Raw genomic sequence first — 20,218 nt, 5'->3', positions numbered from 1 at the left:
AGAAATCGCACGTAAAATAACATTACCCGAATAAACGGATATTAAAGCGCTTTCTCGCCAGTTATTTAACAGCATCAAAAAAGATAAAAAGCGAATATAATCCGCGTTCGTTAAACATAAAACACGATATCCAATGATGATTAAAATTAATAAAAATCAGGTGTTAAAAAGGATAAAAACAACGGTTAAAACTCTATACTAATTAAATCCATCGAGTAAAAAAACGACTTCCGATAACAGGTTAACTATCATAATAATTTAAAAAAGAGAATACCAAAGCATTAAATATTTTATATCAAAATCGGATTTAACGCAATAAATGCAACTTTTAAAAATAACCAGTAATTCCATTTTTATATTAGGTAAAAATGTATTTAATTATATTCTTGGTTGTATATACCATGAGGTGTTTTGATTTTCTCTGATCCACTGGCAATAGGGTCTTTAAATACATTTCCTTAACCTATCGGAGGCTCTCATGGGAACTCATTATGAGGCTGACGTGGTAGCTTGGGCAAAAGTGAAAAACGCGAACTGGCAAGCCGGATGGCGGTTTTACTGTCTTACCTTCTGAAATGGAAATTCCAGCCGACTCACCAGGGTACAAAGTTGGGAATTAACCATTAAAAGACAGTGAGAACTTATTCAGCGGCGCTTGAAAAAAACGCTAAGATTGAAAGAGTCACTGTCTGATCCTGAATGGTTCGAAGATACCTGGTTTGATGCCCATTCTGATGCGTCCAAAGAAACAGGCATTGGTTTGGCAGGGTGAGATCTCACATTTTTAATAAGGTTATTTTGGTTAAATAAAAATCAGAATATGACTTTTTATAGGCATTTCCCTCATTAAAACGTTAAGCTCTCTTTCTTCCATAAAAAAGCGATCCTAATAATGAGTATTTTTAATTTTATCAGCAAGATAGAAGACCCCCGTTCTGACATCAATAAAAAACATGAATTAATGGATGTGATTTTTTTAGCCTTCTCCGCTGTATTATGCGGCGCTTCTGGCTGGAAATCGATTCAGGAATTTGGTGAGTTACAGAGCGAGTGGCTTAAACAATACACGCATTTTACTCACGGTATTCCTCATCGTCACTGTATTGCTAATATTATCAAAATGATAGAGCAAGATGCACTGGTTGAAGCCTTTTATGCCTGGATCAACCAGCGTCGGGTCAGGGCAGAAAAAAGTCTTATTGCCATTGATGGAAAAACCCTGAGAGGAACCTGTAAGGGGACATTATTTGAAGCCCTGCATGTGGTCAGTGCTTATGATGTTGAATCCGGTGTAGCCCTATACCATCAGGCAGCCGAAAGCAAGGGTCAGGAAGGTCCGGTTGCCAGACAATTGATTGAATTACTGGCGCTTGATGGCGCGATTGTCACTATGGATGCCCTGCATTGCCAGAAAGAAACCCTTGCGTTAATGACTCAGCGCGGCGGTGATTTTATTGTGGGTCTCAAAGGCAATCAAAAGACCCTCTATGAATGGGTCAAATCGTATTTTGCTTCGCATTATGAGAGTGATGAGCTGGTTGAATTTACGCAGAAAAATAGCGGTCATGGACGGACAGAATTTCGGCATGTCATGCAAATTCGTGCCGTATTACCGGAGGTCCTTCGGCAGCAATGGCCTTCAATACAAAGTGTTATTGAAGTCGTCAGTGAACGAAGCGTAAAAGGCCAGCCTGCCCATCGTGATTCACGCTGGTATGTCAGCTCGCTACCGTTGGAGGCGGAAATCGTGGCTAAAGCAATAAGAAGGCACTGGTCGGTAGAAAACGAGCTGCATTGGGTATTAGATGTCACTTTTCGAGAAGATGCTATCTCACTCAAAGATCCTAATGGGGCTGCACAAATGGCGCTTTTTAACCGAATTGCATTAAGCGTGATTAAACAGAATACCAGTATAAAAGACAGTCAGGCGGCTAAACGTCGAAGAGCCATTTGGTCAGAGGAATTCCGTAGTCAACTTATCTTTGATTAAATTAAATACAAAGTGGAATCCCGCCCTGTAAAGCATATGCAGAGAATATCAGCCATAGGGATTTACCCAGTAAAGAAAAGTAAATGATTTAGATCTTATTTTTATAACAAGTTCCCATTAATGGATGAGAATAATCAATGTATTGGTGTAGCTTCTCATGCCAGAGAAACTGCCGGGCAGTAGCATGCAACAGCTACTGTCATTAATGGGGTTAATGTTGTTACCACAGTGACAGATAGGAAAGCTGCACAACCAAATGTACAACATTGTGTTAATTAATTCATTGATTTTAGTTTGGATGGCTTGACAGTTGCAATAGAACTTGTAAATATTGCGCTCGAACGAAAAAATGACATCTGATTTCTCAGATATCCTAATCCTAGAACCTTTAACTTATATCTAAGTAGCGCAAGACTGAGCAATCTACAATTATGCATTTTTAGGTTCCGGTATCGAACGCTCGTTGAGTTTTCTCATCTCTCAATCAACGCGTTTTTAATTGGTGCCCGGAGGCGGAATCGAACCACCGACACGAGGATTTTCAATCCTCTTGCTGAGATGTTGGTGTTTTGTAACATAAAACTGACTTATCTGCATCCTTCGAATTACTTAAATTCGAGTGTGCAAAATGAAGATACTTCCCGTAATTTCTCCTAAAGGTGGTGAAGGTAAATCCACACATGCCGCCAACTTAGCCGGTTTTCTTGCTGATGCCGGATTCAAAACCCTTCTTCTTGACGCTGATTATTCTCAACCCACTTCAAGCAGTATTTTTGCACTTGAGTACGAAGCGCCAGCAGGTTTGTATGAGCTTCTTATGCAATCTGTTGATTTGGATCAGAAAGATCAGATCATTTCCCGTTCCGTTATAAACAATCTGGATGTCATCATTTCCAATGATCCTGATGAACTCCTGCCTACGGCCATGCTTCATGCACCTGATGGACGTTTGCGACTGAAGAATATATTGCAGCATCCTCTGTTCAGCCAGTATGACGCTATCATCATTGATTCCAAAGGGGCTACTGGCGTCATGGCGGAGCTGGTTGTGCTGACGGCCACTGAATTTGTATTGGGGGTGATTAAGCCCATTTTGCCGGATGTACGTGAATTTCTGCGGGGATCGTTGCGTATGTTGACGCGACTGCAACCGTTTGAGAATTATGGTATTCGATTACCTTTAATTCAGATACTGGCGAACAGCATTGAAGGCACTAATCTTGACCGCGATACGTTGAATGAACTGGCTCATATTATCGAGCATAAACGTTACGATACGTCCTCTCTCGGTGGGCGAAGAGTATACCAACTGCTGAAAACCCGCATCGATCTGCTGGATATTTATAAGCTGGGTCACGTACGTGCCCAGCCTGTTCACCGTCTTGAATACAAAACCACCCGTAAAAGTCCCGCCGCCGCACAAACAATGCACAGTCTGGCCTGTGAGTTGTTCCCTGAATGGTATGAACAGTTTGATGCACTGATTGCGAATAAGGGGGCGAAGAATGCGTGACCCTTTTTCTTTACCGGATGGCATTGAGCAGCCGTATTCTTGCGATGCTGAACAAGCCGTTCTTGGTGGGCTGATGCTGGATAATGATCGATGGGATGAAATCGTACCACTGATACATGCTGACGATTTCTTTCTGCCTGCTCACCGACGGATTTATGGCGCTGTCGCAACCTTGTTTACGGCTAATTTGCCTGTTGACGTACTGACGTTATCTGAACTTCTGGAACAAAAGGCGCAACTAAAACAGGTTGGGGGATTTGCTTATTTAGCTGAACTCGGCAAAAACACACCGAGTGCTGCAAACATTGTCGCCTATGCGGAAATTGTTCAGGCGAAAAGTCGTTTGCGTCAATTGATAATGCTGGGAAGAGAGATGAGTGCTCAGGCCAGTCATCCCTGTGCTGAGTTTACCGACATTACCGAAATGGCGGAGCAGCGTTTGTATGCATTGTCTGAGCAAAGCTCTTCGCATCAGGATATTAGCTTGACAGAAGGCTTGGGCTTGCTGATTGAAAAATTAGAGCAGGCCAATGGCGGTAATGGGGTAACCGGTACCCCGACAGGCTTTAATGAACTGGATATAAAAACTTGTGGTCTTCAACCGGGCGACCTTATTTTGCTGGCTGGCAGACCTTCGATGGGGAAAACCGCGCTGGCGTTGGCATTTGGTCAGGGTGCACTGGAGAGTGCGACAGATACAGTTGTCCAGATTTTCAGTCTGGAAATGCCGATGGATCAATTGCTGATGCGCCTGGTGTCCATGTTAGAGCGTGTTCCACTTGAACGTCTGCGCAGCGGATTGATGGACGATGAAGACTGGGCGCGGGTCAGCAGAGCGATGGAGACGTTAATTCAGTGGGAAAACCGGCTGATAATTGATGACAGCAGTTACCAAACGCCGGCTTTATTGCGTGCCCGTGCCCGCCGGAATGTTCGAAAATACGGTAAGCCGTCATTGATTATCGTCGATTATTTGCAACTTATGCGCAGTCCAGGGCAGGAAAACCGGACGCAGGAAATTGCAGAAATATCCCGTAGTCTGAAAGCGTTAGGCAAAGAGCTGGGTTGCCCGGTACTTGCGCTCTCACAACTTAATCGTCAACTGGAACAACGCGCAGACAAACGCCCCAACAACGGAGATTTGCGTGATTCGGGTGCACTGGAACAGGATGCTGACCTGACTCTGTTTGTTTACCGGGATGAAGTGTATGAGGCCAATACACCGGATATTGGGGTGGCAGAAATCATTATTGGTAAACAGCGCCAGGGGCCGATTGGAACAGTCAGCGTTCAGTTTGAGGGTACCTGTACCCGATTTAGTGATTTTCCGGTAGAGCGTGGTGATTTCGGCAGGGGGTATGCATGAGCAAACCTGGCAAGAATAATCTTTCTTTAGGTGATGCATTACTGCAACAAGGCAAAACACCGCAATTACCAGCCAGCCCTGTCGTTTTACCTGTCGCTGAGATACCGATGGTGCTGACGCTGGATGAGCTACGTCCTAATCCTGATAACCCCCGTATCAGTCGTAACCCCCGTTTTGATGATATTAAAGCTTCAATTCGGGCCAGAGGACTGGACAGCGTACCCAAGGTCACACGTGATCCTAATAGTGGAAACGAAAATATTTACATTTTCAGTGATGGCGGTAATACCCGTTATCAGATCCTGAGTGAGTTATGGCAGGAAACAGAAGAAGAACGTTTTTACCGCATTCCTTGTCTGCTTAAACCCTGGCCTGGACGATTGCATTGTATTATCGGGCATCTGGCAGAAAACGAGGTTCGGGGTGATTTAATGTTTATTGAAAAAGCGTTTGGTGTTCGTAATGCACGCGCTATTCACGAAGAACACTTAGGAAGGCGTGTAACGCAAAGAGAGCTGATGGGGTTGTTGAAACAGGGTGGGCTTCCAATCTCACAAACAAGTATCAGTCAGATGGATAACACCGTGCAGTATTTGTATCCTTGTATACCCACTTTGTTGATATCTGGAATGGGGCGTCCACAGGCGACAAATATCCTGGCTTTGCGAACCGATGCCCAAAAAATCTGGAATACTTTCTCTGCCGAGTTGTCGTGTGAAAAGAATTTCGATGCTGTTTTTAGTGAAGCCTGTCAGCGTCTTGATGATCCGGAAGCCTACTCTTTTGAAATATTACGGGATGAACTGATCGGCGAATTGCTGAAAGCCCTGCCGCATCCTGCACTTAATTATGACCGATGGCTGTTGGAGCTCGATCCGAAAGAACGGAACCGCCGCCAGTTATTTGGTGATCCCCCGCCTGTTGCTGACCATTTGCGGCAGGCAGATATGCAAGCCGCGTTAGTCTCCGAAGGTTTAGTACCGTCTGTCACCAAAAGTTCTGGTCAGGTTTCTGTATTAGAAACGCAATCGCCTGTGGCCGTTATCGACAATCAGGAAGATGAAGAGGCCGCTTTGCCTTCTAAAATTGAAACTCAACCCGGTATGCATGGGGCACAGCCAACATTGTCGACGTTATCGACAGTATCGGATTTGGATAAGGAAGATATTGAACCTTTAATGTCTGTGTCTGCATTGCAGATTTCCCCGTCTGCTCTGAACGAATCTCATCACTGCCTTCCTGAAGCATTATCCACTGCTTTATCTTGCCCGTCTGATGTATTGAGCTTTGCACGAACCGGACTGGAGCCAGTCAATGACATCTGGTCTATCTCACCTGTCCAGGACGATATTGAACATCTACAGGCTATGGCATTCCGGTTGGCGTTCGAGTTAGCCGAAGAAATGGGGGGCGCAGACGAGCTTGAAGAAGCTAAGGATACGGCTTATGACGCAGGTTATCGACTGACGCACTCCCACACTGCGTCTGAATTTGTCCAGGTTCTGTTGTCGCTGGCCGGTAACAATGGCAGTAACGGTGCCCCCGTCCATACCGATATGTTGGGTGTTTGGCTTGTGGGAACCGGCAGACCCGAGGAAATACCGGTTCTGCCGGATGTCGCGATAGTGAAATTTATGCGTCTTATTCGGGTGTTGCGCCGGCTGCGCGAATTGCAGCGTGATCTGCCAGTGGGTTCAGAAGAGAGGGAGCAGCATGTCTGATGATATTGATGTGGCTCAGGCTGTCACAGCGATGTGGTTAGAGGGGCAGATCGCTGCCGCCCGGAGGGAATTGCAGACCGATAGGGTGTCACGGATATGTTGTGAAGAATGTGGTGATGAGATTGATGAACGACGTCGTCAGGTTTTGGCTGGGGTACGGTTGTGTGTTGGGTGTCAGGAAATTGCTGAACATCAGACACGTGTTGGTCATGTTACCGGAGGACGTGATGGCCGGTAAGAATACGTTGTTTGACTGTGTACCTTGCCGGAGGTTCTTTCTTCCCCATGTGTCCGGATCTTGTGTGTGCCGGTGTCATTCAGATGTGTCGCATTATATTGAAAGAGGTGTCTTATGAGTCAGATATCCCAGGTAACTAATGCCTTATTAACCCAATTGGTGATGGAGTTGAAATCGGGTTGCCTCCGTCGCTGTGAATCGCTGGGTCTGATGACGGAAGAAATGCGGATGCTACACAATCTGACCGTGGAAGACTTACATTATCTGATGAACAGCCCGGTGTCAGTGCTCACGCTTCGTATCCATCATGAAAATTTCGCGTTAATGCTGCAACAAGCCCGACGAGAACAAAAACGTCTGCAACGTCTTGACCGTGCACTGATGTTGGGCGGCTCAATTGAATTGATGCAGCACTACTTTGGGCTGACTTCGGTTGAAGTCAGCTCCCGTCGTCGCATGTTAGGCATTGAAGCCCGCCAGGGGCGTTGTCTCATGCTGACAGATAAAGACAGCGCTGAGGTCTGGCAGTTGTGGCAGGCGGATGTCACTGATCCGGATAGTGCGGAGGGACTTGAGGTGATGATGCAGGCGGCTGAACAGCTGGATGTCTCACTGACGGCGGTCTGGAATGCTGTACGCAGTTGGATTGAAGAAGAGAACCCGGTGAAACCCGGGGGTTGTGGTCGGTAAATGAAAACGACAGAAATCACCCGGGGTTTATTTGCGCCCTGTTTTGTACCTCCCGTTTATAAAAGGAAAGCCGTGGAGCAATTGGAATGTTACCGGCAGGGCAGGAAAAATTACACCCGGATCAGAGCGAAAGGCAAAGGCAGGGATGCCAATCATTTAAAAATTGACATTGGTCGGTTTTGGCGACTGCTGAGTCGCAATGGGGGACAAGATTGGGAAATGATGACACATGAACGGTACAACAATGAAATCTGGAAATAACGCACGGAAAGCCCCTTTGTCCCCCGATAGCCTGATTGCTTTTACGTTAGAGCAAATGAATATACGACTGGCAGCTCAAACTGAGGGGGATGAGAAAAGACAGTTGCGCAGTGGGCTGTTGTATCTGGGGAATGTGCATGATGCTATGCCCCGTCAGTTAATTCTGGATACCCGCTTGTCTCCGCTCGATAAGATGGCCTGGATAATGATACGGCTGTACGCACAACAAAATGCGGGGGCGGTCTTCCCTACCTATGATGAACTGCAATTACAACTGGCCTCTCCACACAGTGGTAAAGCCTCCCGGGAAACCGTCAGCCGGGTATTGTTAATGTTACGAATAACCGGCTGGCTAAGTCTGTGCAAACGCGTCAGGGATGAAAAGGGGCGTGTGAAAGGAAACATCTACGCCCAGCATGATGAGCCACTGACATTTCATGATGCTGAAGCACTCGATCCGAGTTGGCTGGACACGGTGGGTGAGGCATGTCGTCACAAGAATCGGGCCATTAGTCAGACTGCCTGGGCGGTATTGATGGAAATTAAAGATGACCCGATGATGCGCCATCGCCGTTCCCGCATTGCGTTACTGGAAAATCGGTTAGGACAGGTCCAAACGCCGCAACAAATGGCGGCGCTACAGGCCGCATGTTTACCGGGTTCGGAAACCGAACTTAAGCAAAAAGGTCGGAACAGACCGGGTTCGGGATCCGAATTCAGTACAAGAACAGGCGGTGATAACCCGAATTCGGAAACCGAACTCAGTCTGAAATCAAAGAGTTACAACAGAGTTCGGCAACCGAACGGCTACGTACGTCATTTCACACAGAGTGTGAATAAAAATACATACGTAGCCCCATCGGATGGGGAGGGTGATGACCCGATGGATAAACCTCTGTTGCCCACGAGGCTAAGCAAGCAACTCTCTGATGACGATATCAGCATGCTGACAGAACAGCTCCAGGCACTTCCGCCTGATCAGAGGCATCTGGTGTTGGAGAGTCTGCGAGCCCCATTAGAAAATGGCTCGTTAAAAAATCCGGTGGGTTACCTACTGACGCTGATGAAACGTGCCAGACAGGGAGAGTTGAGAAGCCCTGGTACAGCAAATCAAGGGGGGAACTCTGGCATGAAAAAGCCTGTGCCTGTCAGTCGTCAGAAAGACAAACCTGCTTTGCCAGAGGCGCAAAGAAAAGCCAATCCTGCCGTGATGAAAAAAGTGATTGCTGAAATCCGGCAGAATTTTATGAAGAATAAATAAGCGGATGTGATATCAGCCATATCGCTATGAATATGCCACGACAGTCATGCAGTAAAGGGATAGCGATTTCTCAAATTATGATCCAGCCAATAAATATGAATGAATTTCAAAGGGATAATTTTTTTGTGTTGTTGAGCACTGTGCTGGGCATACTTTCCAATATTATCGGATTGTTTGACAAAACGATGGACGCAGAAATGGCGGGTTATCCCGGTCGTGATTAGAGTCTAATCATGGGCCAAAAGACATACAATGATTAGAGTCTAATCATAGTTCGAAAAATATACAGTGATTAGAGTCTAATCATATGGCTATTAGATACCAATCAGGTTTTTGGGGTGAGCAAAAAAGAGTTTTGAATTGTGGTCACAGCCTGATAACGCAACTATCTCAGTGGTATCCTTATGTCACAGAGAGAATGTACCATGACTGAAACTAAAGAGACACATGCTGTTCGCTCAGGCGCACTGCATTCCTCGCTTACGATTGAACTCCACACACATTATGCTGTCAATTTGTGGCATGGTCGGCGGGATGAGCGACGGAAAAAGGATAAACCGGTGATTATTAGCATGCCGCGATTTTTCTCACTGGCGAGTCGGATCAATCAGGATTCCCTGGTGGATAATCCGTATGCCGATATGGCGATGTTGGCACTGGAAACTAAGCTCGCTTCGGCTCATGACCAGATGCAGGCAGCGTTAGCGGAACTGGCGGCTACACTCTCGGGGGTACCTGCTCAGATCCATTTATCTGAGATTGCCTCTGTCGCCCCGCTCAATATTGGTGTCTACAGTCGCACTCCGTTGGGTTACCGCTGTGTCTGGCTATTAGTGGGTTACGATCAACTGGTGATGAAAGCCTTGCAGGCGCACCATTATGCGCTGATTTCCCGTCAACAGTGTGACGGGTTTTTAAAAAAAGGGGGACACTGGGTACGCCAAATCTACGGCGCTGTCCAGCCGTACCGTAGTTTTGCTGTTACTCGTGACGATATCCTTTCCCAAACCCCTGCCGGCAGGGACGCTATTACCCGTTTGGGGCTGCCGGATGAGGCCGTTATGCGGGGCGAAAAACGTTCCGTTTTTTCTCCTGCATTAAAAGGTACAGAGAAGCAGAAATAAGCGATGAAACTGTTTCTGTGTGAAAAACCGTCTCAGGGGCGGGATATTGCGGCGGTATTAGGTGCAACAAAGCGCGGACAGGGATATTTAACCGGGCCGGGGGTAACTGTGACCTGGGCCATTGGGCACTTACTGGAAACGGCCAGTCCAGAAATTTATGGTGAACAATATGGCGCTCCCTGGCGGGCATCGGTATTGCCGATATTGCCGATGTCCTGGCAAATGGTAGTCAAAAAGGAGACAGCTGACCAGTTTGCCATTATCAGTCGTCTGTTGAAACAGGCAGACGAAGTGGTGATTGCCACTGATGCTGATAGGGAGGGAGAAGTGATTGCCCGGGAATTACTGGATTATTGCCAGTTTCAGGGAAAAATATCCCGTTTGTGGTTATCTGCTCTGGATGAGGTGAGTATCCGGGCGGCGCTTGCTAATATTTTGCCCGGTGAACAAACGGCATCGTTGTATTTGGCGGGACTGGGACGAGCCAGAGCGGATTGGCTCATCGGCATGAATTTTACCCGACTCTATACCGTGAAAGCCCGTGAATGCGGATATAGTGACATTTTATCTATTGGACGTGTTCAGACACCCACTTTGGCACTGGTTGTCTTTCGAGATCAGGCGATTATCGCTTTTACGGCTAAACCTTATTGGCAGGTGGTGGCTGACCTTCAGTTTGACGGACGAATTTTCCGGGCAGATTGGGTACCCGCTGCGACCTATTGTGATGACGAAAAACGTTGTATTCATCAGAATGTGGCCCAGACAGTGGTTAAGTTATGCCAACAAGCTGGTACGGCTACGGTCCTGGGAATCAATACTAAACGGGAAAAGTATGCGGCTCCGCTGGCATTTGATTTAGGTGGCTTGCAGCAGATGTGTTCAAAAAAATGGGGTATGGGAGCTCAGCAAGTACTGAATATTGCTCAAAACTTGTATGAGACGTATAAGGCTATCACTTATCCCCGTACAGATTGTGGCTATTTGCCTACGGTTATGCAGGTGGAAATCCCGCAAGTATTGGATGCTGTGGTTAACAGTGATCCGGCTATGCGGATTGTGGTGGATAGTCTGGACAGGACATTGATTTCGCGTATCTGGAATGACAAAAAAATTACGGCGCACCACGGTATCATTCCGACAAAACAGCCCTGTGATATGAAGAAGATGACGGATGATGAGCGTAAAGTGTATCAGCTTATCCGTCAGCATTATTTGGTACAGTTCCTTCCTCTGCATGAAATGGATATAACTGAAGTGACTTTTGATATCGGTGGACAATTGTTTCGTACCCGGGGCAATGTAGTGATTGTTCCTGGCTGGAAGATATTGTTTTCAGCGGGTAAAGATGAATCGGCATCCATCGGGAAAGACGATTCTTTGGGAGAAAGTTTGCCGTCGATGGTCAAAGGCAGTCAATGTCAGGTTAATGAGGCTACTTTACGCATGTTGCAAACTCAGCCACCCGCTCGCTTCACAGAGGGCACATTGATTGCAGCGATGAAAAATGCCGCTGCTTTTGTCAGTGACCCACAACTTAAGAAGGTATTGAAGGACAATGCCGGGCTGGGAACGGAAGCTACCCGGGCAGGAATACTGGATACGTTGTTTAAACGGGGTTATCTGATGAAAAAGGGCAAGTATATCCACGCTACGCAGATTGCCAGCGAATTGATAGCCGCGTTGCCTACCGCGTTGACCAATCCTGGATTGACTGCCTTGTGGGAACAGGCGCTGGATGATATTGCTCAGGGACAGGCAACGCTGTCGGATTTTATGGGCCGTCAGGTCCAATGGACCCAATACTTGGTGGAGCAGGTTCAGGCACAGAAGGTCGTGATCACGCCGCCGCCCTCATTGCCTTGTCCGGTGTGTGGAGGAGTAACACATCAACGTCAGGGGAAAAACGGTGTTTTCTGGGGGTGTATAAAATACCCGGAATGCAGTGGGGTAGTCAGAACAGTCGGTGGAAAAAGAAAAACCAGATCTGCCCGGCGTAAGAACGTACCGAAAAAACCGGCAATGACGGGGTGAGTTGATTTTTTGTTGTGTACCTAAGCTAGAGGGCTGGGAAGGTAAACTGGCTTTGGTACATTGCACCCCACGACTGCGGTTTGACAGGCAAGTCGTGCAGAGATTTTCTCTGCTATCAGTCCGGTAAACGGCCTCCTTTGAAGGGTTCCGGGGTAGTTGAATGTCCCTGGAGTTTGTTGAGATTGTTTAGCCTCCATCTTGTACCTCCGATGCCAGTGCACACCCTGCGTCGTCCTTTGGGCGGCGCTGTTTTTTATTGCTTCCCAAAAATCATTTTCCTCGTTGACAGTCTGGCTTCCTGATTCAAAAATGCGTGGGATAACTTGTTGTCTTCGGACAATCGCCAATATTCCCGCAGTCTGAAAGGAATGCCTTTGGGTGACTGCTCTTAATGTCAGAAAGGTCTGAGACTGACGCTTTCGTGTGACCTGTCATAAAGCCATTGTAGCCTGAGAGATGGTGCCTGCGGGCGGTAAACCCGTTTATCCTTTGGAAACGGGTATCACTGATAACAGTGATGAAGGTGTATTTTTAACTTATCAGATAGCCGGTGTCTGACACTGGCTTCCCGGCGGGAAACATCACTTCCCGCCTTGGGTGATGTGTTCTCCGTCGTTTCTTTTTTCACTTCATGGAGAGAACATCATGTCTGCAACTACCACTGAAAATAAATATTTCAACCTGAATATCAATGGATTGGGGTATCTCAGTAATGTCCGCAAGGTGAATGGTCAGAATGGCAGTTTTTTCAGTGCGGTCATCAATGCATTGAGTGGACCAACAGAAAATCCGTCTTACGTTCGCTTTGATGTCACGGTTGCTGGTAAGGAAAACAGTGATTTAATCAGCCGCTGTCAGAAAGCAGTTGATGAGGACAAAAAAGTCTTACTGGGTTTCACATTAAGTCAGCCGTCTACCGGGATTTTTACGTTGAACAAGGGTGAGCATGCCGGTGAACAGCGTGTCAGTTTAAGAGCGCGGTTGATTAGAATTGACTGGATAAAAATCGGGCAGGAGATGGTTTATAAAGCTGAAAAGCCTGAATCCGTGCCGCCTGCACAGAATAAGTCTTCGCAAAAGCATTATGCAGAGAATTCATTTTGACTGCCCCTGAAGTCTCTCCGGAGTGCATTTTTTCGGGGAATTTTTTTCATCTACATTTTGAAAGGGAAGTTACATGGCTTCACGCGGCGTGAATAAAGTGATACTTATTGGACGATTGGGACAAGAACCAGAAGTGCGTTATCGGCCAGAGGGTGATGCAGTGGCGGTATTGTCACTGGCAACCGCGGAAACCTGGCGGGATAAACAAACCGGAGAGCAGAAAGAGCGTACCGAATGGCATCGGGTGGTCATTTTCGGCAAACTGGCTGAAATTGCTGGTGAATATCTGAGAAAAGGCAGCCAGGTGTATCTTGAAGGTCAGTTGCGTACCCGTAAATGGCTTGATAAGACCAGCGGGCAGGACCGATACAGCACGGAGGTCGTGATCAATCAGCAGGGTACGATGCAGATGTTAGGGGGGCGCAGTCAAAGTGAGCCTTCCCGTTCAAGTAGTCGGGGACAATCGCAACCCTCTTCGTCAGTACCGCCCCGTGGAAGTGAACCACCAATCGATTTTGACGATTCGATCCCTTTTTAGAGTTTACTTCAGACAATAAATGTAAAAAATATTCCCTATTTTGCAACAGGGAATTTGTGTAGAAGAGACAGGCTTTATGTCCTGTCGTTTTCATCTATCTACTTCCATCAAGACTTGGTCCAATTGTTGGAGGAAAATAAAGTTTCATCCTATCGAGTGTGCGTTGTCGGTGTACTAATGGGTTGTATAGCAAAACGTAGTCCTAAGGCGTTAGCAACCTTTGTGATTGTCGTAAATGTAGGGTTTCCTTCGCCAGAAAGGGCCTTGTAAAGCCCTTCTCGGCTCATTCCAACATCTCTTGCTAATTGGCTGATGTTACGGGCTCGTGCTATGTCACCCAAAGCAGCCGCAATAAGGGAAGGATCACCATCTTCCACCACGGCCTCCAGATACGCCGTAATATTTTCCTCTGTTTGGAGGTAATCAGCGGTATCGTAGCGGCTGAATTTTACTTCTTGGTTTTTCATTGGTTACTCCTTCATGGCGTGGCAATGGCTTTTGCCAATTCAATATCAAGGGATTGGCTGTTTTTGTCTCCACCGCACTGTGTTGTGGTTTAATTTCCAGGACACTTCAAAAGCCCGGTTACTGATAGATACCGAGAATAACCCTATGTGAATCTGACAAAAGTGTCAAAATGCGTTGACAAAATCTACATCGGGCGTAATATTAGCCTTAACAACGCTCGCAATGTTCCCTAGGGGATGTTAGCGGGCTTTTTTTGCCTCTTTTTCTTCTTCAGGAATGACGGCTAATCATGCCTTATACCCTCTATCCAAAGCCGTATCGCTCACCGGGGAGCTTGTTGTTGATTTACAGGTTAAGCATCTTTAGCTTCAGAATACTGCCGATGCAGAACGAATGCTTAGTCAGATAAGCTATCACCACTTCAAAATTTACCTGCATCTGTTCCTCAATCCGGCCAGTAGCACGCTGCAAAAATTAGCGGCTGAATTTGGTGCGCGAAAATTTTCAACTTTGTCTAACTGGGTCACCGTGTTGCATGATGTTCGCAACAAGTTTGCCCACCATAGCCGCCTTTGGAACGTCAACCTGTCTGCACCAAAAGATATGAATCAGATGATCAAAACGCTTGGTATTACCAGCCTGGACTTTTTTGACACGATTGATGATCTGATCCAGCGATATCCGGCGATTCGACCTTACCTGCGTAGCGCTGGGTTTGCCCATAACTGGCGGGCAGATCCGTTCTGGCATTAACTTTTCACTCTGACAAATTGACTCATCTGACGCACTGACTTCGATTGGTGCGTTTTTTTTGATTTTGCAAAAAGAGTTCTGTATTGAGCTCAGTCCCGGATCCCCGCACAGTAAGTCGCATTTAGGATCACCTGCACGGGAATGCGCATGAAAAACCCTGTTTTTTTCTCACTCAGTTGGCTGCCCGTCATGGTATTGGCTGGGTGTACCGGACAAACTCAGGAGGCTACTGCATCCGGTGTAAGTGTTCACCGTTCTCATCAGGCACGTCCCGCCGTATCCGATATCTATTCTCTGACACCGGAAGTTACGCGCTATGATCGCTATACCTTGGTAAGTGTAGGCAGCCAGGCTGCGCAGCGTGAACCCCTCAATCAAATCATCAATATCACCATGCCAGTCCCGTTGGTACAACGCATTGGTGATGGATTGCGCTATCTGCTATTTGGAACCGGTTATTCGTTGTGTGATACCGCCGCAACCCATTTCGTTAAATTGATAGGCAGGCCATTACCGGCTATTCAACGCAAAATTGGGCCGATACGGCTCAGTGAAGCGTTGCAGATTGTTGTCGGGCCAGCATGGCGTATCTGGGTAGATGAGGTGAATCGTGAAGTGTGTTTTGTTTTACGTGATGAATATCGTCAATTTTCCAAGACAACGGTTGATCGGATAACACCACCCAAAATGCAGGTACCGTTGCAGAGATCTTCTTCACCGGCGTTATCGGCATCTACATTGTCCAACAGCAAATTAGCCGCTCCGTTACCGGTGAAGCCACCAATAGCTGAAAGACCAAAAACAGATACCCTTCAATCTCCTGTGACAGGAGGAAAACCCACAATCATTTCCTCTGTATCACCCACTCAGCCTGTTAAATCCCTGCTGAGCGGCAGTACACCCGTGACAACGGAACCGGTAGGCAACATCTGGCGTGCGGAAACAGGAACCACTTTGCGTGGAACGTTGGAACGGTGGGCTAATGCAACGAATTGCCCGGTAGGGGGACATTGGGTAGTGGTGTGGTCGTCACCGACGGATTACCGCATTGATGCGCCGTTGACGTTCAAAGGCAACTTTGAGTCCTTGTTGGTACAACTGTTTGATCTTTACCGACAGGCCGAGAAGCCGCTGTTTACCGAAGTCAGTCGCTTTCAGTGCCTGATTTCAGTCAGTGATAAACCCGTAACCCGGTAAGCCGTGATGGGGTACGTCATCAGTGCGTTTGCCTTGGTTTTTCTGCTGATTGCCGGGGGTATACAGTTGCGACAGGCAGAACAACTGTATGTCGATCATGACAACGCAAGGGCTCGAATACTGGCAGACCAAATATTGCTGTTAGCCAGTGCCATTAATCACTGGCGTGGGGGCTATACATCTAAAAATGGCACGGTGGATCTCCGTAAGCTCATTCTGCCTTTTCAGCCAGATGCCCGTATCCGACATGTTATCAGTCAAGGTCGGCTCTGGGTGTGGATGCCGGAAATACCCGGTCTTGTCACCGCTCTGCGCGAACGCACTAAGGGGTCCATGTTGATTGGTGAAGTCCGGCAGGGGCGGTTGTATGGCTTATCTGGCCAAGAAATAGGATGCACTCTTCCTGACGGGATCAGCGATGGTGATGTGGTGTATTTCAACTGAAAAAACGGACAGGATGTGATGAAAAATAAACGGTGTTCACTCAGGCTTTGTACTTGCCTTGCACCACTGGTAGTGGTAACAGAGATGGCGCTGATGTCCGGTTGCACCTTGCAGGCAGTGGATAATATGGCGCGTGAGGCCAGTATGCAAAGTCGAGTCGCACAACAGCATTTACACCAACAGCATAACCTGAAACAACCGGGGGTAATCTGGGTAGATAAGCCTTGGGTAAATCTGAAACCGGCAGTTCAGCCTGTCGCATCGGTAACGTTGCCATCCTGTCAGATAACGATTAACAGTAAATTCGGGTTGACATTACCGGAGTTGGGACAACGCATTACCCAACTTTGTGGTGTTCGGGTCACGGTAACACCCGACGTTTTATCACGAACATCAACCACTGTGGGTGGGTTGACACGCCAGATGAATGGGGCATTACCGACACCTGATGATAAGGGGCGCATGCCATTGGATTGGTTGGATGATCGAGATATACACTCAGTTAATGCTGATGAGCGTCGAGAGCCAGAAGTCCTCACGGGTCTCAATTGGCAAGGGGAGCTGACGGGGCTTTTAGACAATATTGCCAGCCGGTTAGGGATTGCATGGAAGATGGATAACAGGGCCGTCGTGTTTTATCGGTTCGAAACCCGGACATTTCAGTTGAATGTTCTCAACACCCGTACCAGCAGTAATGCCAGTGTTGCCTCAGGGTCAACCAGCAGTATGGGGACATCCGGGGGCAGTGGTAATGTCAACAATTCTGTCTCTGGGGAGGCCAGTTCTTCACAGAAAACGACGGTTGATCTGAACAGTGATTTATACGAAGACATCCGTAAGACAGTCGAGAATATGTTGACGCCCGAGCGGGGTCGGTTCTGGTTGTCAAGCTCCAGCGGAACACTGATGGTAACAGATACCCCAGCGGTATTGGATTCGGTATCCCGTTATGTGGAAGAACAAAATACTGTTCTCAACCGTCAGGTTTTGTTGAATGTTCAGGTGCTGAGTGTCAGCACTACCCGTAAAGAGCAAATGGGACTGGACTGGGGATTAGTTTATAACTCATTGCATAATTTGGGGGCTACGTTATCTGGCAGTTTTAGCGGTATGGGCAGTGGGGCAACGTCTGCGGGGGTCAGTATTCTGGAAAGTGCCACAGGGAAGGCGGCAAAACTCTCGGGTTCTAACCTGTTAATAAAAGCATTGAGCGAACAAGGTAATGTCAGCGTGGTGACCTCTCAAGGAAGTGCGACCACTAATTTGACCCCCATTCCGATACAGATGGCTGATCAGACAGTGTATGTGGCTCAAAGCAGTACAACGACTGCCACAGATGTGGGAGCCACCACGGCTCTGATGCCTGGGATGATCACTACCGGGTTTAATATGACTTTGTTGCCGTTGATACAGCGCAATGGGGATGTTCAGCTACAAGTGGCTTTCAACCTGTCTGATCCGCCGACTATCCGTTCATTCACATCTAAAGAAGGCAATTCTTATATTGAGATGCCATATACCCGGCTACGTTCACTGAGCCAGAAAGTGAATCTGCGTGCCGGGCAGGCTCTGGTGCTCACCGGATTTGAACAGGCTGATACTCGGACCACTAAGGCAGGAACCTTTACACCGGGTAATTTCCTGCTTGGGGGAGGACAGTCCGGAGAGAATAAGCGTAGCACATTGGTTATTTTGATCACCCCCGTGTTACTGGATTGAGGAATGAAAGGAGGCATGAATCAATGAACAGCATTGATTTAGAAATATCCGGTGAGACACCCGAAGTCACGGTTGTAAAGGCCGGTCGCCATTGTTGGATCAGTGGTCTGCGTTGGTCACCGTACGTGAAGGTAAAACGGGGGCACCGTAGAGGGCAACGTGCTCGTCCTCAATACACCAATGTGCATCTGGTCGTGGGCAATCACTCGGGGAGACGTCAGCAGACTACACGTATGATGGGGGCGGGAATAATCAGGAAATTATATTGTCGTCACACACCGTATTCTTTAGCCATTGCTTTTTTATCGCATTCCGGCCCAAACGGGTACGGGATCTATGATTTGGGCGAAGGGCAATGGTTATTTTTGGCAACGCAGAATGGTTTGCCGTCCGTGATGGCCGATATTGTCGGAACCCGCGAGAATGTCAACGCAGCACTGTCCCGTTTTTTAACGTTTAACCCGGCTCCAGATAAAAGCTGGCGGGTGGTATCTGACCCTGATAATCCGGCCCACTGGCGCTCAATAATTTCTGCTTTGCCAGCTCATCAGTATCGGATGTGTCGCCTGCAACGGCGGTGGAGATCACCATTATTGTTGATGACCGTTTTCATCTCTTTGTTGATGGTCGTGTGGGTATTATTACAGTCAGGAAAATCTCCCGATGAAATGTTACCGATGACTGAAACCGTTCAGGTTAGGGCATCACGATTGTTTGAAGAAACGCCAAAACCTGTTGACTTACCGCATCCGTGGGCCGATAAGCCGTTGTTACCCGCATTTTTGGCACGTTGTGTTATGACCAGTCGGACAATTCCGGTGTTATTGGCGGGGTGGCGCTTGACGGCAGGTTCATGCCGAAAAGATGGCGTCCGCCTTCACTACGAGATTATGCCTGGCGGTACAGCAGCGCATTTTGTTCAGCGTGTACAGAGTGTATTTAAACAGTCACCGGTTTTTGACCTGGTTCAGGGCGCAAAAGAAGGCCGGGTATTCCTGCCGTGGAAACCTTTGCCGGTTCGCAATGAAGCGGTGCCTGCTGTTTCAGTACAGTTGATGAAGATGGTGTCGAATTTCCAGCAATGGCAGATCCCCCTGACGTTAAATGAACTCACTCCTGCATCGGCATTACCGGGAGGCGGGCAATCTATACCTTCCCAGGATTGGCGAGAATACCTGTTCAGCTTCAGTAGTCGGGTGATGCCAGCATGGCTATTTGCTGAACTGGATGATACAGGGCTGCGACTGAACAGCCTCACGTTTACCCTGACCTCACAGGGACAGTTAACCTATCAGACAGAGGGATACATTTATGCCCGGAAATAATACTGCCTTGTGTATCAGTGTGTTAAGTGGGCTAATTTTTATCAGTTCACCCGTATGGTCAACAGAGGAGGGAATTCTTTCGGTAACGAGTATTGCTGAAGCATCTGTGGGTGTGACGGTGGGACAGTTAGAGCATTTACACGCGAAAAATCTACTGCTGGAAGCGGAATTGCAGCGGGCTAAGTTACAACGCCAACTGACAGAAAGTCAGCCTTTGGGGTTAACGGGCAGTAATGACATTGATTTGCCGATGACCGTATCACCGGTGATAACGGCGGGACAACCTGTGACCCGTCCGGTGGTTCAGGAGATTTATGGTCGGGGGCATGCATTGCGGGCGAGCGTAAGCCTGCCGGGCCGCGGTGTGATGGAATTCGCTGTCGGTGACGCAGTGCCTGGTACTCAATTCAAAGTTAAGGGGATCACGCTTTCTGCGGTCACGCTAAGTGATGGTTCGGTACTCACGTTCTGA

General features: G+C 47.7%; 22 protein-coding genes. 20 read left to right on the top strand and 2 right to left on the bottom strand.

Annotated elements, in window-relative coordinates; genetic code table 11:
- Positions 1 to 546: 546 nt before the first annotated feature.
- The 12 genes from C5471_RS25270 (at position 547) to C5471_RS08075 (ending at position 12,198) form a co-directional block, all read left to right on the top strand.
- A complete protein-coding gene (locus C5471_RS25270) occupies positions 547 to 627 on the top strand; it encodes a hypothetical protein (protein WP_387467012.1) in 81 nt (26 codons plus the stop codon).
- Positions 628 to 892: 265 nt separating this feature from the next.
- Positions 893 to 1,990 carry an ISAs1 family transposase gene (locus C5471_RS08120; RefSeq protein ID WP_133813263.1) on the top strand — a complete coding sequence of 366 codons (1,098 nt, stop codon included), beginning with the start codon at positions 893 to 895 and terminating at the stop codon, positions 1,988 to 1,990.
- A gap of 628 nt (positions 1,991 to 2,618) precedes the next feature.
- Complete coding sequence (locus C5471_RS08115) at positions 2,619 to 3,503, top strand: ParA family protein (protein WP_133813264.1); 885 nt, start codon at positions 2,619 to 2,621, stop codon at positions 3,501 to 3,503.
- A complete protein-coding gene (gene dnaB-PI / locus C5471_RS08110; protein WP_133813265.1) occupies positions 3,496 to 4,869 on the top strand; it encodes an SPI-7-type island replicative DNA helicase in 1,374 nt (457 codons plus the stop codon). The genes C5471_RS08115 and dnaB-PI overlap by 8 nt, the downstream gene beginning before the upstream one ends.
- Complete coding sequence (locus tag C5471_RS08105) at positions 4,866 to 6,590, top strand: ParB family protein (RefSeq protein WP_133813266.1); 1,725 nt, start codon at positions 4,866 to 4,868, stop codon at positions 6,588 to 6,590. The genes dnaB-PI and C5471_RS08105 overlap by 4 nt, the downstream gene beginning before the upstream one ends.
- A complete protein-coding gene (locus C5471_RS08100) occupies positions 6,583 to 6,828 on the top strand; it encodes a TraR/DksA C4-type zinc finger protein (protein WP_133813267.1) in 246 nt (81 codons plus the stop codon). Before C5471_RS08105 ends, C5471_RS08100 begins: the two co-directional genes overlap by 8 nt.
- Before the next feature lie 114 nt (positions 6,829 to 6,942).
- Entirely contained in the window at positions 6,943 to 7,518 is a 576-nt protein-coding gene (locus C5471_RS08095; RefSeq protein WP_133813268.1) for a DUF2857 domain-containing protein, read from the top strand.
- Entirely contained in the window at positions 7,519 to 7,779 is a 261-nt protein-coding gene (locus C5471_RS08090) for a ParE family toxin-like protein (RefSeq protein ID WP_133813269.1), read from the top strand.
- Positions 7,748 to 9,040: an STY4528 family pathogenicity island replication protein gene (locus C5471_RS08085; RefSeq protein ID WP_133813270.1), complete on the top strand. Its 1,293-nt coding sequence runs from the start codon at positions 7,748 to 7,750 to the stop codon at positions 9,038 to 9,040. Before C5471_RS08090 ends, C5471_RS08085 begins: the two co-directional genes overlap by 32 nt.
- Positions 9,041 to 9,135: 95 nt before the next feature.
- Positions 9,136 to 9,264 carry a hypothetical protein gene (locus tag C5471_RS24815; RefSeq protein WP_278250148.1) on the top strand — a complete coding sequence of 43 codons (129 nt, stop codon included), beginning with the start codon at positions 9,136 to 9,138 and terminating at the stop codon, positions 9,262 to 9,264.
- Between the two features lie 201 nt (positions 9,265 to 9,465).
- Complete coding sequence (locus C5471_RS08080; RefSeq protein ID WP_133813271.1) at positions 9,466 to 10,164, top strand: PFL_4669 family integrating conjugative element protein; 699 nt, start codon at positions 9,466 to 9,468, stop codon at positions 10,162 to 10,164.
- A gap of 3 nt (positions 10,165 to 10,167) precedes the next feature.
- On the top strand, positions 10,168 to 12,198 hold the full coding sequence (locus C5471_RS08075; protein ID WP_133813272.1) for a DNA topoisomerase III: 2,031 nt from the start codon (positions 10,168 to 10,170) through the stop codon (positions 12,196 to 12,198).
- A 20-nt stretch (positions 12,199 to 12,218) separates the two neighbouring features.
- Here the strand turns inward: C5471_RS08075 and C5471_RS08070 are convergent, their stop codons facing one another.
- Entirely contained in the window at positions 12,219 to 12,545 is a 327-nt protein-coding gene (locus C5471_RS08070; protein WP_166295767.1) for a hypothetical protein, read from the bottom strand.
- A gap of 298 nt (positions 12,546 to 12,843) precedes the next feature.
- On the opposite strand from C5471_RS08070, the gene C5471_RS08065 reads away from it, so the two are divergent.
- The gene (locus C5471_RS08065) at positions 12,844 to 13,302 is read left to right on the top strand and encodes an STY4534 family ICE replication protein (RefSeq protein ID WP_133813273.1); all 459 of its coding nucleotides are present in this window, start codon (positions 12,844 to 12,846) and stop codon (positions 13,300 to 13,302) included.
- A 73-nt stretch (positions 13,303 to 13,375) separates the two neighbouring features.
- Complete coding sequence (gene ssb, locus C5471_RS08060; RefSeq protein WP_133813274.1) at positions 13,376 to 13,840, top strand: single-stranded DNA-binding protein; 465 nt, start codon at positions 13,376 to 13,378, stop codon at positions 13,838 to 13,840.
- A gap of 149 nt (positions 13,841 to 13,989) precedes the next feature.
- Here the strand turns inward: ssb and C5471_RS08055 are convergent, their stop codons facing one another.
- Positions 13,990 to 14,307: an addiction module antidote protein gene (locus C5471_RS08055; RefSeq protein WP_133813275.1), complete on the bottom strand. Its 318-nt coding sequence runs from the start codon at positions 14,305 to 14,307 to the stop codon at positions 13,990 to 13,992.
- A gap of 394 nt (positions 14,308 to 14,701) precedes the next feature.
- On the opposite strand from C5471_RS08055, the gene C5471_RS08050 reads away from it, so the two are divergent.
- The 6 genes from C5471_RS08050 to pilP all read left to right on the top strand — a co-directional run bounded on the left by C5471_RS08050 (position 14,702) and on the right by pilP (position 20,218).
- Complete coding sequence (locus C5471_RS08050) at positions 14,702 to 15,061, top strand: Abi family protein (RefSeq protein WP_133813276.1); 360 nt, start codon at positions 14,702 to 14,704, stop codon at positions 15,059 to 15,061.
- Between the two features lie 147 nt (positions 15,062 to 15,208).
- On the top strand, positions 15,209 to 16,258 hold the full coding sequence (gene pilL2, locus C5471_RS08045) for a PFGI-1 class ICE element type IV pilus protein PilL2 (protein ID WP_133813277.1): 1,050 nt from the start codon (positions 15,209 to 15,211) through the stop codon (positions 16,256 to 16,258).
- Positions 16,259 to 16,264: 6 nt separating this feature from the next.
- Positions 16,265 to 16,702, top strand: coding sequence for a type IV pilus biogenesis protein PilM (gene pilM, locus C5471_RS08040; RefSeq protein ID WP_133813278.1), 438 nt, complete (start codon positions 16,265 to 16,267; stop codon positions 16,700 to 16,702).
- A gap of 84 nt (positions 16,703 to 16,786) precedes the next feature.
- Positions 16,787 to 18,421 (top strand): PilN family type IVB pilus formation outer membrane protein, encoded by a 1,635-nt coding sequence (gene pilN, locus C5471_RS08035; protein WP_166295788.1) that lies wholly within the window; start codon positions 16,787 to 16,789, stop codon positions 18,419 to 18,421.
- Between the two features lie 23 nt (positions 18,422 to 18,444).
- Positions 18,445 to 19,746: a type IV pilus inner membrane component PilO gene (locus tag C5471_RS08030; protein WP_133813280.1), complete on the top strand. Its 1,302-nt coding sequence runs from the start codon at positions 18,445 to 18,447 to the stop codon at positions 19,744 to 19,746.
- A complete protein-coding gene (gene pilP, locus C5471_RS08025; protein ID WP_133813281.1) occupies positions 19,733 to 20,218 on the top strand; it encodes a type IV pilus biogenesis protein PilP in 486 nt (161 codons plus the stop codon). The genes C5471_RS08030 and pilP overlap by 14 nt, the downstream gene beginning before the upstream one ends.

The organism is Photorhabdus tasmaniensis (assembly GCF_011189505.1).
In the GTDB taxonomy this organism is placed as follows: Bacteria; Pseudomonadota; Gammaproteobacteria; order Enterobacterales; family Enterobacteriaceae; genus Photorhabdus; species Photorhabdus tasmaniensis.
The sequence above is the reverse complement of the archived record's forward strand: the minus strand, read 5'-3'. Positions and strand labels throughout refer to the sequence as shown.

What these genes read in the sequence shown, in the direction of transcription:
- dnaB-PI (WP_133813265.1), top strand. Translation starts at nt 3,496, where the DNA reads ATGCGTGACCCTTTTTCTTTACCGGATGGCATTGAGCAGCCGTATTCT.
- C5471_RS08120 (WP_133813263.1), top strand. Translation starts at nt 893, where the DNA reads ATGAGTATTTTTAATTTTATCAGCAAGATAGAAGACCCCCGTTCTGAC.
- pilM (WP_133813278.1), top strand. Translation starts at nt 16,265, where the DNA reads ATGGGGTACGTCATCAGTGCGTTTGCCTTGGTTTTTCTGCTGATTGCC.
- C5471_RS08030 (WP_133813280.1), top strand. Translation starts at nt 18,445, where the DNA reads ATGAACAGCATTGATTTAGAAATATCCGGTGAGACACCCGAAGTCACG.
- ssb (WP_133813274.1), top strand. Translation starts at nt 13,376, where the DNA reads ATGGCTTCACGCGGCGTGAATAAAGTGATACTTATTGGACGATTGGGA.
- C5471_RS08105 (WP_133813266.1), top strand. Translation starts at nt 4,866, where the DNA reads ATGAGCAAACCTGGCAAGAATAATCTTTCTTTAGGTGATGCATTACTG.
- C5471_RS08095 (WP_133813268.1), top strand. Translation starts at nt 6,943, where the DNA reads ATGAGTCAGATATCCCAGGTAACTAATGCCTTATTAACCCAATTGGTG.
- C5471_RS08080 (WP_133813271.1), top strand. Translation starts at nt 9,466, where the DNA reads ATGACTGAAACTAAAGAGACACATGCTGTTCGCTCAGGCGCACTGCAT.
- C5471_RS25270 (WP_387467012.1), top strand. Translation starts at nt 547, where the DNA reads ATGGCGGTTTTACTGTCTTACCTTCTGAAATGGAAATTCCAGCCGACT.
- C5471_RS08065 (WP_133813273.1), top strand. Translation starts at nt 12,844, where the DNA reads ATGTCTGCAACTACCACTGAAAATAAATATTTCAACCTGAATATCAAT.
- pilN (WP_166295788.1), top strand. Translation starts at nt 16,787, where the DNA reads ATGGCGCTGATGTCCGGTTGCACCTTGCAGGCAGTGGATAATATGGCG.
- C5471_RS08075 (WP_133813272.1), top strand. Translation starts at nt 10,168, where the DNA reads ATGAAACTGTTTCTGTGTGAAAAACCGTCTCAGGGGCGGGATATTGCG.
- C5471_RS24815 (WP_278250148.1), top strand. Translation starts at nt 9,136, where the DNA reads ATGAATGAATTTCAAAGGGATAATTTTTTTGTGTTGTTGAGCACTGTG.
- pilP (WP_133813281.1), top strand. Translation starts at nt 19,733, where the DNA reads ATGCCCGGAAATAATACTGCCTTGTGTATCAGTGTGTTAAGTGGGCTA.
- C5471_RS08055 (WP_133813275.1), bottom strand. Translation starts at nt 14,307, where the DNA reads ATGAAAAACCAAGAAGTAAAATTCAGCCGCTACGATACCGCTGATTAC.
- C5471_RS08050 (WP_133813276.1), top strand. Translation starts at nt 14,702, where the DNA reads ATGCTTAGTCAGATAAGCTATCACCACTTCAAAATTTACCTGCATCTG.
- C5471_RS08115 (WP_133813264.1), top strand. Translation starts at nt 2,619, where the DNA reads ATGAAGATACTTCCCGTAATTTCTCCTAAAGGTGGTGAAGGTAAATCC.
- pilL2 (WP_133813277.1), top strand. Translation starts at nt 15,209, where the DNA reads ATGAAAAACCCTGTTTTTTTCTCACTCAGTTGGCTGCCCGTCATGGTA.
- C5471_RS08090 (WP_133813269.1), top strand. Translation starts at nt 7,519, where the DNA reads ATGAAAACGACAGAAATCACCCGGGGTTTATTTGCGCCCTGTTTTGTA.
- C5471_RS08085 (WP_133813270.1), top strand. Translation starts at nt 7,748, where the DNA reads ATGAACGGTACAACAATGAAATCTGGAAATAACGCACGGAAAGCCCCT.
- C5471_RS08100 (WP_133813267.1), top strand. Translation starts at nt 6,583, where the DNA reads ATGTCTGATGATATTGATGTGGCTCAGGCTGTCACAGCGATGTGGTTA.